Source organism: Pantoea phyllosphaerae (assembly GCF_051025595.1).
GTDB lineage: Bacteria > Pseudomonadota > Gammaproteobacteria > Enterobacterales > Enterobacteriaceae > Pantoea.
This window is the reverse complement of record NZ_JBPFDE010000002.1, coordinates 432,539-447,816: the sequence shown is the minus strand read 5'-3', so window position 1 is coordinate 447,816 and position 15,278 is coordinate 432,539. Positions and strand designations below refer to the sequence as shown.

Genomic DNA, 15,278 nt, shown 5'->3' with positions numbered 1-15,278 from the left:
AAGCAGAACCAGCCGCCTCGCCACGCCGCCATAACGGTAAACCCTGCCTGCTGGCCTTATGCTATTTTTTTGCATTAATCCAATGATCTGTCAGCAGTCGATTACACTTTCTGTTTCGAGGCAGCTATTACAAGGAAATGAGGTATTCATGAGTCAACTCTTTAGCGCAACGCATATTGGCAAGCTGGCACTGGAAAACCGCATTGTTATTGCGCCGATGTGTCAATACTCCGCGAGCGAAGGCAAAGCCACCGCATGGCACCGCATCCATCTTGGTCAGCTGGCGCTTTCCGGCGCGGGCCTGCTGATTATCGAAGCCACCGCGGTTGAACCCGTTGGCCGCATTACTCCGGGCGACCTTGGCCTGTGGGATGACGATACCGAAGCGGCCTTACGCACGGTGCTGGAAGATATTCGCGCTTATTCACCGATCCCGGTCGGCATCCAGCTGGGCCATGCGGGCCGCAAAGCCTCCTGCGCCGCGCCCTGGGAAGGCGGTCATCAGTTAAGGCTGGAAGAAGGCGGCTGGGAAACGGTCGCGCCTTCTGCAGAAGGCTTCAATGAAGAGGATCGTCCGCCGCTGGCACTGAGCCGTGACGATCTCGCGCGTATTAAAGAGAAGTTTGTCGACACCGCAAAGCGCGCGGAGAAACTTGGCATACAGCTCATTGAGCTGCACGCTGCGCATGGCTATCTGCTGCATCAGTTTCTGTCGCCGCTCAGCAACCACCGTGAAGATGAATATGGCGGCTCGCTGGAAAATCGCATGCGCTTCCCGCTGGAAATTTTCCGCGCGGTGCGCGAGGCGGTCTCTGATGATATCGCCATCGGGGTGCGTATCTCCGCAACCGACTGGGTTGAGGGCGGCTGGGATAATGCACAGTCCATTGCATTCAGTAAACAATTTGAGGCCGCAGGCGGCGATTATGTTCACGTATCGAGCGGCGGCCTGGCGCCTCAGCAGTCGATTACGGTAGGACCGGGCTACCAGCTGCCGTATGCGCGTGATATTCGCAAAGAGGTGAACATTCCGGTTATCGCCGTCGGCCTGATTACCGAGCCGAAGCACGCCGAAGCGGTGCTGCAGGAAGGCAGCGCCGATCTGGTGGCGCTGGCGCGCGGCATGCTCTACGATCCGCGCTGGCCGTGGCATGCTGCCGCCGAGCTAGGCGCGCAGGCAAGCGCACCGCCGCAGTATCTGCGTTCTGAACCGCATGAAGTAAAAGGGACATTAAAAGCTAACCGCTAATGCGCCCTGCCGGCTCTGCCTTCAGGGCCGGTTTCACGCCGTTTCTGTGACGCGCGGCGGCAGCGCTTTTCCATCTTAAGGTTTCTCTAAGCTGTAAAATGTCAAACTCTGCTCAGTGACTGAGGAGAGTACAAATGAAATCTGCCCTGTTTTTTAAGCGTGAAGAATATCTGGCGCTGCTGATCGCCTCTGCAAGCGTAATTGGCTATTTAGCTATCTGGTTCAGGACCTGAATAACAGCGCGCTGCCACTTTTATTTCATGCTCGCGTTTCAGCCGCAGGATGGAATAATGGAAGAACGCTTCGCTGGCAAAAGATGCCTTAAACACGCGTTGCGTCCAGTGCTTCACCAGCCCTTCTCTGGATGCTTTGGCTTATTCAGCTGGACGTAATTTGGCTAATTATCACACCCTCTACATTCTTGTCTTTAAAATTGTATTGCAGGCAGTTTACCTGAGTAAAATCACCATAAGTCCTGGTGTTATTGCAATATCTAATTATATTTGTATCTGAAGTGTTAGAGAACCTTGGCCGGATGTTTTTCAATGTCATATTCAACAAAGGCACCCCCTTGATGGTTACGCTTAAATCACCCGAATAAGAATAACATCCTTTTGCCCTCTCATCTCTTGCTATTGCAATAGATGTTAAATCGCCTAGCCCCATCTCATTGTCAGAGATAAACCAATAGCTTACGCCTTTTGAGCTGAGGCAAAGCCATGAGGCTTGATCTCCTTTATTAACGGTCAGGTCAGTAACTTTCGCTATGTCTGTAAGCGTGCTGTATTCCATAACAAACATGTTGTCGCCAATAATAACGTGAGGCGATAAATCCTTGTTAGTATCGTATTCAGGAACGGACGCATCGTCCTGATAGAAGTTAGCACCAAACCCCTGCATTTGCATAGCCATGGCGGCAGGAGAAGCCATTACAGCAAGGGCAACAGCAATATATTTCATTTCACCCTTAACTCCCTGTCACCACTCGCCCAAATGCTTTTTCTCACGCTGATGGGTGCGATAATACATCCTTCGGATGAGTCCAGCGGATGCTTTTTGCTTGCGCCATGTATGCGAAAGGCTGAGCGTCCACACATTGCATTGCTCAGGTTAGGGATAAGGTTAAGTGTGTATTTCCCCGTGTGAGGAGAATGGTGAGGATGGCCAATGGTATAAGTCCCTCTGGGAAGGGGGCCTTTCCCGCTCATACATTCCTGAGAACTGTCGTTTTTATATCCAGTCGCTCCGGCATAGTCTGCGGTGTACGTTTCACCGTTACGGGTGAAGGTGTGTGTTTTTACATCATATACCCACGCCATTACGCAGCCCGTCCTTTCCATGAGTCAGAATGAATGATATTGCCATCAAGGTAATGCCATGTGATCTTCTCGTAAGCTAAATCAACGTATTCAAGATGATCATGCCTTTCCCATTGGTGACTTTTTATATCCATCATGAACGGTTCTATTTCTATTGCTTTCACGTTCTCCAGAGTCGTCCTGAAATACTCTTCCTCGAATCCGTTATGGTTGATGCGATAAAATTTAAAGACAGCCTTTTTTAGCGTCTGGCCTGTGGACAATGCTTTGTACAGATAAGACGATGAGTTATCGATGCCTTTCATGAAAGCATATGAGCTATGCAGACAGGTTAGGGTCGCTTTCCCAGTCAGAAAATCCGTAGACTGTTCTACAGAGTGCATGAATTCACTAACTTCTATGCTTCCTTCTCGACCATGGATATCGACACTGCCCTTTATTGGCGATCCACCATCATCTTCGAGCCATAAGTAAACCGGAATAGCCATTGAATAAATCCCTTTATTAATTGAGTAGGCGATTATCTTTTGTCCAGCCTTCATGATGAAGTGTTGCCTGATGGTTTATTGCTTTAAATCAAGAAAATGTACCTTTTCTCAGCCACCGGCAGACTTCACCTCGTCCCCTCTGCGCTCAGGCCGCTACCTGTTGAAGTAAGCGGAATTCAACCGGGCTGAGGCCGTTGCCCTTTCTCGACATGCTCTGCACCACGCCTGCAGCCCGGAGAATGCGTGACAACGGCGAGCCGTAATTCGAAGGAAAACTCAATACTGCTCACTGAACCGCACCTTAATCAGTCGGGTGCCCGACTTTTGGGGTGCGGTTCACTGGCAGGGCTTTTACGATGAGCTTTTCCGACAGGAAGTCAGAATATCGTCATCCGCTTTATAGACCTTTGTCGCCGTGCCGGTCAGCCCCAGCATGGTTGAGAAAAGGTTATCCTGCGAGAAGTTATCCTGTGCCGCGAGCTTGTCAAGACAGCCCTTGTTCACGCCATAGCGCTGCTGGTAATCCGGCGAGAGCCAGATGAGCATCGGCACATGTTTCTGCACCTCTGGCGCGATGGCATAGGGCATACCGTGTAGATAGGTGCCGTTCTCGCCCAGCGATTCACCATGGTCGGAGAGATAGACCAGGCTGGTGGTAAATCTGTCCTGATGCGCCTGCAGCAGCTTGATCGCCTTATCGACGATAAAGTCGACGTACAGCAGGGTGTTATCATAGGTATTCACCAGCTGCTGCTGCGAACAGTCCTGAATCTGATTGGTATCGCAGGTCGGCGTAAAGCGGCGGAACTGCGGCGGATAGCGATTGTAATAAGTCGGGCCGTGGCTGCCGATGGTATGCAGCACGATCACGCCGTTGCCCTGGAGCTGCTCAATATAGGCCTCGAGCCCGTGGAACAGCACTTCGTCGTAGCATTCCCCCTTAATACACATCCCTGCCAGGTTCAGGCTGGAAACATCCTGATGCGGCACACGATCGCAGGCGCCTTTGCAGCCGCCGTCGTTATCATTCCATAGCACCTTAATGCCGGCGCGCTGGATCACATCCAGCAGCCCTTCCTGATGTCCGGCGAGCGCATCGTCATAGTGGGCGCGCGGCATGCCGGAAAACATGCAGGGAACCGACACCGCCGTCGCCGTGCCGCAGGAAGTGGTATGCGGGAAATAGGTGACGTCATCTTTTTTCAGCAGCGGATTGGTTTCACGGTCGTAGCCGGAGAGGGAGAAATCCGCAGCGCGCGACGTTTCGCCGACGATCAAAATAGTCAGATTCTTTTTGCCCGTTTGCATCGCTGGCTGCAGATGCGCGTCTTCGCCGATTTTCACCAGCGGCAGATTAAGATCCCGGTTGTGTTTATACCAGGAGAGGGTGGCGGCAATGGAGTTTGAGGGGCTGAGCGACTTCACCAGCTCTTTCTGATTGCGAAACAGCGAGGCGTAATCTTTGTAAAACAGCGACGCCACCAGCAGGATGCAGATCACCGACGCCGCCACGCTGATAATGCGGTAAACGGCGCTTTTCCAGAAGGGCCTGGTGGGGCGAACGCGCACCCAGAACGCCAGGAGCGCCATCACCACGCCGGAAAGCAGCAGCGTCGCGACCAGCTGCGGCGTCATCAGCGCCAGACTCTCTGACGGCGTGGTATCAAGGATATTCACCAGCATCGACCGATCAATAATCACCCCATAATTCCAGATGAAATATTGCGCGGCGGCGGAGACCAGAATAAACAGCGCGATTACCACGCGATCGAGCCAGATAAAAGAGGCAATGGTCACGACAATATTAATTACCGACACCGCCACCAGCGGCATCGAAAGAAATACCAGCCAGTTGCGCACGCTATCCAGCGGCATGGCGGCGATCACCTGGTGATAAAAGGCCAGGTTAAGAAACACCGCGATATAAGTCGAAAACAGCAGCAGAAAAGAGAGCCGATTTAGCGTCGGTCTTTTATTGAGCGGGAAAAACATGCATGCAGTCCATCTGTTAACAGGAGTGAGCAGCATGCCGCATTAACTTTAGGGAAACCTTAAGCCGCTTTAATCAGAGCACGCGCCATCATGCTGACAGCGGCAAAGCGCGTTAAACTTCTTCCCCGCCTTGCTGACTATTAAAGGAGAAGAGATGACCACGCTGCGCCTGCTGCTTTCGGAATCCAGCGATCCCTGGTTTAACCTCGCCGTCGAGGAGTGTATTTACCGGCAGATGCCCGCCACCCAGAAGGTGCTGTTTCTCTGGCGCAACGCCGAAACCGTGGTGATTGGCCGGGCGCAAAACCCCTGGAAAGAGTGCAACACGCGGCGCATGGCGCAGGACGGCATTAAGCTGGCGCGACGCAGCAGCGGCGGCGGCGCGGTGTTTCATGACCTGGGCAACTGCTGCTTTACCTTTATGGCGGGCAAGCCGGAATATGACAAGAGCGTCTCGACCGGCATCATCTTGCATGCGCTGAGCAGGCTGGGGATCGCGGCCGAAGCGTCGGGGCGTAACGATATCGTGGTCAGGCGCGGTGAGGAGGTGCGTAAAATCTCCGGCTCCGCCTACCATGAAACCCCCGATCGCGGCTTCCACCATGGCACTTTTTTAATCAATTCCGATCTGTCGCGGCTGGCGGATTATCTCAACCCGGACATCAAAAAGCTGCAAACCAAAGGCATTACGTCGGTGCGTTCGCGCGTGGCGAATCTGGCGGAGATCGCGCCAGCGATAACCTACGCCACCATTTGTGACGCCGTCACCGAATCCTTTTTCGACTACTACGGTGCGCGCTGCCAGCCAGAGCGTATTTCGCCGCAGGCGCTGCCCGACCTGCCTGGTTTTGCCAAACAGTTTGCGCGCCAGAGCAGCTGGGAGTGGAACTTCGGCCACTCGCCCGACTTCTCTCACCTGCTTGATACCCGCTTTGCCTGGGGCGGCGTGGAGATCCATTTTGACGTCGAACGCGGCGTAATTAGCCGCTGTCAGATTTTTAGCGATAGTCTGAATCCTGCGCCGCTGGAGGCGCTGGCGGCGCAGCTACAGGGCGTCGCCTATCGTCCCGATGCGCTGGCCGCTGCGGTCGCGCGGTTGCAAACGGCGTACCCGGCACAGCATGAGGAGCTGGCGCAGCTGAAAAGCTGGCTTACCGCCAGCGTCAGCTAGCGCGCAAACGGGCCGGCCCCTACCGACTCCCGCAGCGACAGGCTGGCAGCGAACGCCTCGGCGTCCTGCCAGCATCCTCCGTCGAGCATCGCCAGCAGGCGCGCAATCGCCTCCTGAATCATTTCCGTTACAGGGATTTTGACGCTGGACAGCGCGGGCACGGTAAAGGGCGCGAGCGGAATATCGTCAAAGCCCAGCACCGACACCTGCGTCGGCACCGCGATCTGCGCCGTGGTTAGCGCGCGAATGGCGCCGATCGCCATCTCGTCGTTGCTGGCTACCAGCGCGCTAAAGGCGCAGCCGCTGGCGAGCAGCGCAGACGTGGCCATCGCGCCGCTCTCCGCATGCCAGTTCCCCTGCGCGATAAGCGCCTCGCGCAGCGGGATGGCGCTCTCCTCCAGCGCCGCCTTATAGCCGGCCAGGCGCTCCAGGCCGGTCGGCGAATCGAGCGAGCCGGTGATAAAGGCGATATCGCGATGGCCGAGATCGATAAGCGACTGAACCGCCATCGCGCCGATCCGCTTCTGATCGGCGTAAATGCAGAAGCTGTGGTGCTGACGCAGGCGTCGGTTTACCACCAGCACCGGCTGTTTGTGCTGCGCGACGATCTCGTCCATTTCGTCGATGGTAAGAAAGCGCGGATAGATGATGATGCCGTCGCAGCGCAGATCGAGCAGAAAGTCGATCGCCGCCCGCTCCTGCGCCGCGCTGTGCTTGCCGTCCGCCAGAATAAGCTGGCGGCCCTGCTGTTCCAGCATGCGCGCCGAATGCGACATCAGCTCGGAAAAGTAGTTGCCGCTGTAGAGGGTGTTGGTTACCACCAGCCCGATGGTCTGGGTCGATTTTACCGACAGATTGCGCGCCAGCAAGTTAGGGCGAAACTCCGTTTCGGCCACCGCCTGCATCACCTTTTCCCGCGTCTCCTGACTGACATAGCCATTGCCCGACAGCACCCTGGACACCGTGGCTTTTGATACCCCTGCCCGTTTCGCGACCTCAAGTATGGTGGCCATAATTTTTCCCTTCTCCCTCAGTCAGCTGAGCAGTCTACTTAACCTCAGACGCCGCTCGACAAGCAGCAAGCCAGTAAGTGATGTTAATCACAGTTTGAAAAATAACCGCTTCTGCTCTCTTGTTATCGATTTTGCAACTGTTCATGATTTTGTGAAACCGGTTTCCTATGGTGCATCTTAACGCTGGGCGAATCAGCGCGCACTCTGTCCCTACAACAGCAGGCCGCCGGAAAAAAACACCCTACTCATAACAACAGAGACGCAAAACTATGCCTAATCCTTATGCAGAAGTCTCTCGCGCCATCGTACAGTCGCTGGGCGGCATGCAGAATATTGAGGCGGTCACCCACTGCATGACCCGTTTGCGGTTTGTGGTAAAAGATCGCGCCCTGATCGACAGCGCCGCGCTCAAAGCGCTGCCGGGCGTGATGGGCGTGGTCAACAACGACACCCAGTGCCAGGTCATTATCGGCAACAACGTCGGCAAGGCCTATCAGGCGATCCTTGAACTTGGTACGCCAGCCGCCTCAGGCGGCGCGCCGGTGAAGCGTAAGATCACCCTGAGAAGCATCGGCGCCAGCATTCTCGATGCGCTGGTGGGCACCATGTCGCCGCTGATCCCGGCCATTATCGGCGGCTCGATGGTGAAGCTGCTGGCGATGGTGCTCGAAATGAGCGGCGTGCTGCCGAAAGGCTCCTCGACGCTGACTATCCTGACGGTAATTGGCGACGGCGCCTTCTTCTTCCTGCCGGTGATGGTCGCCGCCTCAGCCTCGCTGAAGTTCAAAACCAATATGTCGCTGGCGATCGCCATTGCAGGCGTGCTGCTGCACCCCGGCTTTATCGATTTGATGGCAAAAGCGGCGCAGGGCCAGGCGGTTGACTTTGCGTCGATCCCGGTGACGCCGGTGAAATATACCTACACGGTGATCCCGGCGCTGGTGATGACCTGGATCCTGTCGCATATCGAACGTATCATCGACCGCATTACGCCAGCCGTGACGAAAAACTTCCTGAAGCCGATGCTGATTGTGCTGGTCGCCGCGCCGATTGCCATTCTGCTGATTGGCCCGCTCGGCATCTGGATCGGCAGCGGCATTTCCGCGCTGGTTTATACCGTACACGGCTATCTCGGCTGGCTCTCGGTGGCGATTATGGGCGCGCTCTGGCCGCTGCTGGTGATGACCGGCATGCATCGCGTCTTTACCCCGACCATTATTCAGACCATCGCGGAAACCGGCAAAGAGGGCATGGTGATGCCGTCGGAGATCGGCGCCAACCTGTCGCTGGGCGGCTCTTCGCTGGCGGTCGCTTTTAAGACCAAAAACCGCGAGCTGCGCCAGACCGCCCTCGCCGCCGCCGCCTCCGCCATTGTGGCGGGCATCTCCGAACCGGCGCTCTATGGCGTAGCGGTGCGCCTGAAGCGTCCGCTGGTCGCCTGCCTGATTAGCGGCTTTGTCTGCGGCGCGGTCGCCGGGGTCGGCGGGCTCGCCAGCCACTCGATGGCGTCGCCGGGTCTCTTTACCAGCGTGCAGTTTTTCGATCCCGCCAACCCGATGAGCATCGTCTGGGTGGTGGCGGTGATGGTGCTCTCCGTGGTGCTCTCTTTTATTTTGACGTTGATTTTAGGCTTTGACGATATCCCGGAAAGCGCGCCCGAGGCCAGCGCCTCGCCCACGCCCTCCGACGCGATTAAGCCCGTTAAGGCAGCTGTCCATCATTGAGGTAATTTATGTCGGAACTGACATTTCCAGCAGGTTTTTTATGGGGTGGCGCACTCGCCGCAAATCAGTCTGAAGGCGGCTATCGTGAAGGCGGGAAAGGCCTGACGACGGTGGATATGATCCCGCACGGCGCCGCGCGCATGCCGGTTAAGCTCGGATTAGAGAAGCGCTTTGCGCTGCGCGAAGAGGAGTACTATCCCAGCCATGAGGCGATCGATTTTTACCACCGCTATAAAGAGGATATTGCGCTGATGGCGGAGATGGGCTTCACGGTGTTCCGCACCTCAATCGCCTGGAGCCGCCTCTACCCGCGCGGCGATGAGCGCGAGCCCAACCCGGAAGGCATCGCCTTTTACCGCAGCCTGTTCGAAGAGTGCCGGAAGTATGGTATCGAACCGCTGGTCACGCTGTGTCATTTTGATGTGCCGATGTATCTGGTCATAGAGTACGGCTCGTGGCGCAACCGCAAAATGATCGATTTCTTCGCCCGCTATGCGCGCACCTGCTTTGAGGCGTTTGACGGGCTGGTGAAATACTGGCTCACCTTCAATGAGATCAACATCCTGTTGCACAGCCCTTTTTCGGGCGCGGGTCTGGCGTTCGAGACGGACGAGAATCCGGACCAGGTGAAGTATCAGGCGGCCCACCACGAGCTGGTAGCCAGCGCGCTGGCCACCCGGATTGCCCACGAGGTCAACCCGGCTAACCAGGTCGGCTGTATGCTGGCGGGCGGCAACTTTTATCCCTGGTCCTGCAAGCCGGAAGATGTCTGGGCGGCGCTGGAGAAGGATCGCGAGAATCTTTTCTTTATTGATGTGCAGGCCAGAGGCGCTTATCCATCCTATGCCGCCCGTCTGTTCCGCGAGAAAGGCGTTGCTATTGAGATGGCGAGCGACGACGTGGAGATATTGAAAAACAGCGTCGACTTTGTGTCGTTCAGCTATTACGCGTCACGCTGCGCCTCAGCGGAGATGAACGAGCAGAACAGCAGCGCCGCCAACGTGGTGAAGTCGCTGACCAATCCCTATATCAAACGCAGCGACTGGGGCTGGGGCATCGACCCGCTGGGTCTGCGCATCACCATGAACATGATGTATGACCGCTATCAGAAGCCGCTGTTTCTGGTAGAAAACGGCCTGGGCGCACAGGATACGGTGGAGGCGGACGGCAGCATCAACGATGACTACCGCATCAGCTATCTGCGCGAGCATATCCGGGCGATGGCGCAGGCGATCGACGACGGCGTGCCGGTGATGGGCTATACCACCTGGGGCTGCATCGACCTGGTCGCCGCCTCCACCGGCGAGATGAGCAAGCGCTACGGCTTCGTCTATGTCGATCGGGATGATTTAGGACGCGGCACGCTGGCGCGCTCGCGGAAAAAATCGTTCTGGTGGTATAAAAAAGTGATCGCCAGCAACGGCCGCGATCTCAGCTAGGAACGCGAGAATCAGGCAGCAAAATGCATGCGCGGTAGCTCAATTTTTTCAGCTTATGCCACACTTAACGCACCTGCATTCTGTTAAGGATATCTGATGAATTTTCGCTGCCTTTTTCTTGGTCTGACGCTGGCGGCATGGAGTCATTCGCCGCTGGCGATTCCACTGCCCCAGCGTCCGCCCGACACCCTTCCGCCGGAAGAGTATATTAGCCACGTTAACGCTAACAACACGATAACGTGGCAGTTATGGGCGCCCGCCGCCAAAGCGGTCGAGGTCGTGACCGGGCCGACGCCCGATCGTTACGTCTCGCACCCCATGACCAAAAACGATCGGGGCATCTGGTCTTTTACCAGCGAACCGCTGCAGCCCAGCTTATATGAATACTTTTTTAACGTGGACGGTTTCCGCAGCGTCGACACCGGCAGCGCGCTGGCGAAACCGCAGCGGCAGGTTAATACCAGCCTTATCCTCGTACCGGGCAGCCTGCTGGACGAGCGCGCGGTGCCGCACGGCGAGATCCACACCCTGACGTGGCATTCCCCGTCGCTGAAGCGCGAGCGACGCATCGCCGTCTGGGTGCCGCCAGGCACGCGTGCCGATTCACCCCCGCTGCCGGTGCTCTACTACTATCACGGCTTTGGCGACACCGGCATGTCGGTGCTGACGCAGGGACGCGTGCCGCAGATTATGGACAATCTGCTCGCCGAGGGGAAAATCGTGCCGATGCTGGTGGTGATGCCGGACACCGAAACCGACGCTGAGGGCGCAATACCGGAGAGCTTCGCGCCCGCCACCCGCCGTGAAGTTTTCTATCCGCGTAACGCGCAGGCGGCAGACAAAGAGCTGATGGAGGAGATTATGCCGCTGGTGGCCGCGCGCTATCCGGTGCGCAAGGATGCCAGCAGCCAGGCGCTGGCGGGCCTTTCTCAGGGCGGCTATCAGGCGCTGGTCAGCGGCATGCGTCACCTGGACAGGTTCGCCTGGCTGGGGATTTTCAGCGGTGTGACCACTGAAACGGTGCCTGACTTTCGCGTGGCGGCGCAGTTGAAGAAGCCCGCGGCGATCAATCGTCAGCTTAAGCTGCTAACGCTGGTGAGCGGCGAAGAGGACATTATCACCGGACGCGATATGACCGGGTTGAAGGCGCAGCTCGATCAGCGCGGCATCCGCAGCGACTGGCACAGCTACCCTAAACTGGGGCATGAAATGGATGTGTGGCGCCCGGCCTATATTGATTTTGTGCAGAAGCTGTTTCAGCCAGATAAGTAAGGTGTTTTTACATCAAAACGCTGAAAATTCCTTCTTAGTATTAGTGCTAAAGGGGGCATTCGCCTCCTTTGACGCTTTTGTTATCAGGCACAACAACGGTCGCTCCATGAAACACGATAGATAATATGCACTTCAATATATTTCGGGGTGATCGCCTCATGGCGCAGTTCGAGCGTTTCCAGGTGGGGGCTGTTCAAGCCATTAGGCGCCAGATAAGGTGAAACTGTAGTAGGCGCGATACAGAACCGGTGTCGTTTGCTCAAACTCTTTTACTAACTAATGTTTTACTATTTTACATATCGGTTAAACACAAACATTAATACTATAAAAAAAACACCAATTGGCGAGACTGGGCTGCCAGGGAAGAAATGGGCTTGAACCAAAGCAAAAACGATAGTTAACACGGTTGGGCCATAAACCGAAAAGAAAAATCGCCCCTGCCATCGTAAAAAGCGTTTGATATGCTTAATCATGGCTACTGGATCATCTTGCTTATCATACGCGCAATGTCGTTATCTGATGCCCACTGTGCTTCGATGGCGCCCGCTTTTTGGAATACTGGCTCAATAAGAAAATACAACATTTCGAGCCCTTGTGCATAAAGCGCAGAATAACAGGCAGGTAACTGAATATGAAGACGGCGAGCACTGTCTGCCGCTTTCTGTATAACGCCATAAACTCCAACAGCGGCAATGCCACGGGAGGCCCATGTGCCGGCAAGAGCGCTTAATTCGAGGCTGAGATTTAATCCGATACGAACGCTGCCAGCGACTGCTAACGTAAATCCAGCGCTACTAAGCGCACTGGCGGCGATATGGATGTTGATAGCCATCAGAAACTGCCTGATCTTTTCTAACTGTTCATAGGTTTTATGTTTGAAAATTTCTTCGAAATAGATGTGGAGCATCTCAAAGGCTACATCGCCCTCGCGTATTACCTTATAAGCGGCATCCCTGAAACGGATATCTTCCCTCTTTTGCTGCTGGCAAACGTCGTTATATTCATCCGTAAAGCAGGATGTATAAAACAGCAGGCGGACTGCTCCTTTCCCTAACGTGTCAATCTGATTTCTGACTTGCTGACCAACAGCAGAAACTGCATGGTCAAGCTTTACTGCGAGGATGCTATTTGCCTGAAGGTAACTAATGACTTCCTTGTTGCTGTACATAAGCACTCCATGCTGATTGATATTAAATCCTTTTTTTTTACCGAAAGGGATGCTGGTTAATTAACGAGATCGATTAAAGGAGAATATTACATTCAAGGATTATACATTGGATGGTATCAAAGAAATTGATCTTGCGCTAATTACAGGCAGAGAGACGATCTCTACTTGTTTATGAAATATCGGTTTTTTTTCACTCCAATAATCGTTCCTCTTACGAGCTTTATTTTTGGGCAGCATATTAAAACGAGATCAAGCAACAGGAACAAAGGAATATCTGGCAATTTTAAATACATCCGAGCAGGAAATGCTGTATGGTCCGCCTGCTATCAATAATAACTCTAAGGGCTAACAGCGCTGGCTTTAGATGCATCAACGCTTTCAGCGCAGTAACTGATGCAGCGAGAATGTCGGCGCTTTCCAGCGCAGAACGCTTAAGGCAGCGCTTTCACCAGGGTCAGCTGGTTTTCCGTTTTCCCCTGATGGTAGCTGACCTGGTCCACGCCTGAAAAAATAAGCTGCATGCCGCGTCCGCCCTCGCTCAGGCTCTCCAGCGTCAGCGGCGCGTCGGGATCCATTACTGGCGGCTGACGCTTCTCCTCCGGCACCGGCACGCCGCTGTCACAAAGTTTCACCGTGACCGCGCGGCCGTCGTGGCTAAAAGAAACCTGATAACACGCCGAGGCGTCGTCATGGTAGCCGTGACGAATAATATTGCTCGCCGCCTCGCATAAGGCCAGGTCAAGCGGATAGATCCAGGCCTCGCTCACCGGCAGCGAAGAGAGAAACTGACGCAGCGCGACGCCGAGCGTGGTCAGGCTGTTAATGGTGGCGGGCAGCCGTAGCGCTTTTTCCTGGGCGTGTTCGGACATAGGTCAACCTCCTTCATTGATCGCGGCAAGCGCCTCGCTGCGGTCGGCACAGAGGGTAAACACCCGATCCATGCGCGTCAGCGCAAACATCGCTTTGATATTGGCGTTGAGCGCGCAAAGCACCAGCTGACCCTTGCCGCTCAGCGATTTCAGCAGCGAGATCAGCGCGCCCAGACAGCTGCTGTCGATAAAATCCACGCGCGAAAAGTCGAGGATCAGCGCGGTTTCGCCCTGCTGGATCAGCCCCGCTACCGCCTCCTTAAAGCGCAGCGCGACGGAGGCGTCCAGGCGACGCACCACCGGCGTGAAGAGTAAAGCCTTGTCGATCTTTTCAGTTTCAAATTTCATTGGTTTCTCCCGTTAAGCCCTGCTGTCGTTCAATTACCAGCAGGGAAATATCATCCGCCGCTGACGCAGCTTCGTCTGTCGCCTTGCCGCGCCACTGATTCAGCGACTGCTCTACCGCCGCCAGCAGTGCTTCAATGGAGTAGCTATGCAGCGAAGCCACCAGCGCCTCCAGTCGCGCGGCGCCGAACATCTGCTGCTCGGCGTTTTCGCACTCGCTGATGCCGTCGCTGTAGAGACAGAGTCGCTCGCCTGGCGCCAGGTGAAAGGCATACTCATCCCAGTCGAGGTGCTCAAGCAGCCCGACCGGCGGGCCGCCCCCGCCGATTTCGCGCACCGCGCCGCTGTTGCCGACGATAAACGGCGTAGGGTGGCCCGCCTGGCAGAGCCGCCCTTCGCCGCTATGACGATCGATTACGCCATACACCAGCGTGAAATAGCTGGTGACCTCGGGATGCTGAGCGCAGAAGCGCGCATTCAAAATGCGCACCACCTGTGACGGCGGCGTCACGGCCGCGCCGTCGAACAGAAAGGGGTCGACCGTACGGCCGTGCAGAAACTGGCGCGCCACCGCCACCGACATCATCGCCGCCGTTACGCCGTGTCCGGCGACGTCGACGCAGTAAAAGCCAACGGCTTTGTCATCGAGAGGAAAGAGATGAAAGAGATCGCCGGAGACCCAGGCTGAGGGCATAAAGAGCCAGTCGGCAAAATAGTCGTCCTGGCGCAGGTGGTGCGGCGGCAGAATACTGTGCTGCAGCGTGGCCGCCGCCTGCAAATCCTGCTGGATCTGCGTCAGCGCCTCGCTGAGTCGGCGGTTTCTGCTGGCCAGCGTTCCCTCCAGCTGCAGGATGCGCTCGCCTGCGTGCAGGCGCGCCTGCAGCTCAACCTGGTTGACCGGCTTGCGTAAAAAGTCGTCCGCACCCGCGGCGAAACCGACGCGCAGATCCTCTATGCTGTCGCGCGCGGTGAGCACGATAATGTAGATATAACGATCCTGTCGCTGCTGGCGGATTTCGCGACACAGCGTCAGGCCATCCATCACCGGCATTTCCCAGTCGCTGATCACCAGGCTGACCGTCTCCTGCGCCAGCAGCGTCAGCGCCTGTTCGCCGTTCTCCGCTTCGAAAACCTGATAGCCCCACTGCCGCAGCAGGCCAGCCAGCAGTCGCCGGTAAAGCAGCGCGTCGTCGACGATGAGCACGGATTGAGGCGGTAGCGCGTCCATA

Annotated in this window: 14 protein-coding genes and 1 pseudogene; 5 read left to right on the top strand and 10 right to left on the bottom strand. The window is 55.9% G+C overall.

What is annotated here, in order from left to right; genetic code table 11:
• Positions 1–148 precede the first annotated feature (148 nt).
• Complete coding sequence (locus ACR6A7_RS05285; protein ID WP_434123784.1) at positions 149–1,249, top strand: NADH:flavin oxidoreductase/NADH oxidase; 1,101 nt, start codon at positions 149–151, stop codon at positions 1,247–1,249.
• Between the two features lie 378 nt (positions 1,250–1,627).
• Here ACR6A7_RS05285 and ACR6A7_RS05280 read toward each other — a convergent pair whose 3' ends face one another.
• The 4 genes from ACR6A7_RS05280 to eptA all read right to left on the bottom strand — a co-directional run bounded on the left by ACR6A7_RS05280 (position 1,628) and on the right by eptA (position 5,048).
• Positions 1,628–2,209: a hypothetical protein gene (locus ACR6A7_RS05280; protein ID WP_434123783.1), complete on the bottom strand. Its 582-nt coding sequence runs from the start codon at positions 2,207–2,209 to the stop codon at positions 1,628–1,630.
• On the bottom strand, positions 2,206–2,568 hold the full coding sequence (locus tag ACR6A7_RS05275; RefSeq protein WP_434123782.1) for a tlde1 domain-containing protein: 363 nt from the start codon (positions 2,566–2,568) through the stop codon (positions 2,206–2,208). Before ACR6A7_RS05275 ends, ACR6A7_RS05280 begins: the two co-directional genes overlap by 4 nt.
• Positions 2,568–3,056, bottom strand: a complete 489-nt coding sequence (gene tssD / locus ACR6A7_RS05270) for a type VI secretion system tube protein TssD (RefSeq protein ID WP_434123819.1) — start codon at positions 3,054–3,056, stop codon at positions 2,568–2,570. The genes ACR6A7_RS05275 and tssD overlap by 1 nt, the downstream gene beginning before the upstream one ends.
• Positions 3,057–3,407: 351 nt before the next feature.
• Positions 3,408–5,048, bottom strand: coding sequence for a phosphoethanolamine transferase EptA (eptA, locus tag ACR6A7_RS05265; protein WP_434123781.1), 1,641 nt, complete (start codon positions 5,046–5,048; stop codon positions 3,408–3,410).
• A gap of 154 nt (positions 5,049–5,202) precedes the next feature.
• On the opposite strand from eptA, the gene lplA reads away from it, so the two are divergent.
• On the top strand, positions 5,203–6,219 hold the full coding sequence (lplA, locus tag ACR6A7_RS05260) for a lipoate--protein ligase (RefSeq protein ID WP_434123780.1): 1,017 nt from the start codon (positions 5,203–5,205) through the stop codon (positions 6,217–6,219).
• Here the strand turns inward: lplA and ACR6A7_RS05255 are convergent.
• The gene (locus tag ACR6A7_RS05255; RefSeq protein WP_434123779.1) at positions 6,216–7,232 is read right to left on the bottom strand and encodes a LacI family DNA-binding transcriptional regulator; all 1,017 of its coding nucleotides are present in this window, start codon (positions 7,230–7,232) and stop codon (positions 6,216–6,218) included. The genes lplA and ACR6A7_RS05255 overlap by 4 nt on opposite strands.
• A gap of 269 nt (positions 7,233–7,501) precedes the next feature.
• Here ACR6A7_RS05255 and ascF point away from each other — a divergent pair, with 269 nt between their 5' ends.
• The 3 genes from ascF to ACR6A7_RS05240 all read left to right on the top strand — a co-directional run bounded on the left by ascF (position 7,502) and on the right by ACR6A7_RS05240 (position 11,667).
• Complete coding sequence (ascF, locus tag ACR6A7_RS05250) at positions 7,502–8,956, top strand: PTS cellobiose/arbutin/salicin transporter subunit IIBC (protein WP_434123778.1); 1,455 nt, start codon at positions 7,502–7,504, stop codon at positions 8,954–8,956.
• 8 nt (positions 8,957–8,964) lie between these two features.
• Complete coding sequence (locus ACR6A7_RS05245) at positions 8,965–10,395, top strand: 6-phospho-beta-glucosidase (protein WP_434123777.1); 1,431 nt, start codon at positions 8,965–8,967, stop codon at positions 10,393–10,395.
• Between the two features lie 96 nt (positions 10,396–10,491).
• Positions 10,492–11,667: an alpha/beta hydrolase-fold protein gene (locus ACR6A7_RS05240; protein ID WP_434123775.1), complete on the top strand. Its 1,176-nt coding sequence runs from the start codon at positions 10,492–10,494 to the stop codon at positions 11,665–11,667.
• A gap of 83 nt (positions 11,668–11,750) precedes the next feature.
• Here ACR6A7_RS05240 and ACR6A7_RS05235 read toward each other — a convergent pair.
• From ACR6A7_RS05235 to ACR6A7_RS05215, 5 genes and pseudogenes are all read right to left on the bottom strand, one after another.
• Positions 11,751–11,897 (bottom strand): annotated as a pseudogene (locus ACR6A7_RS05235) (type VI secretion system tube protein Hcp); the annotation flags it as partial.
• Between the two features lie 245 nt (positions 11,898–12,142).
• Entirely contained in the window at positions 12,143–12,835 is a 693-nt protein-coding gene (locus ACR6A7_RS05230) for a hypothetical protein (protein WP_434123774.1), read from the bottom strand.
• 431 nt (positions 12,836–13,266) lie between these two features.
• Complete coding sequence (locus ACR6A7_RS05225; protein WP_434123773.1) at positions 13,267–13,704, bottom strand: ATP-binding protein; 438 nt, start codon at positions 13,702–13,704, stop codon at positions 13,267–13,269.
• Between the two features lie 3 nt (positions 13,705–13,707).
• Positions 13,708–14,052: an STAS domain-containing protein gene (locus ACR6A7_RS05220; protein WP_434123772.1), complete on the bottom strand. Its 345-nt coding sequence runs from the start codon at positions 14,050–14,052 to the stop codon at positions 13,708–13,710.
• Positions 14,042–15,277, bottom strand: coding sequence for a PP2C family protein-serine/threonine phosphatase (locus ACR6A7_RS05215; protein WP_434123771.1), 1,236 nt, complete (start codon positions 15,275–15,277; stop codon positions 14,042–14,044). The genes ACR6A7_RS05220 and ACR6A7_RS05215 overlap by 11 nt, the downstream gene beginning before the upstream one ends.
• Between the last annotated feature and the right edge of the window lies 1 nt (position 15,278).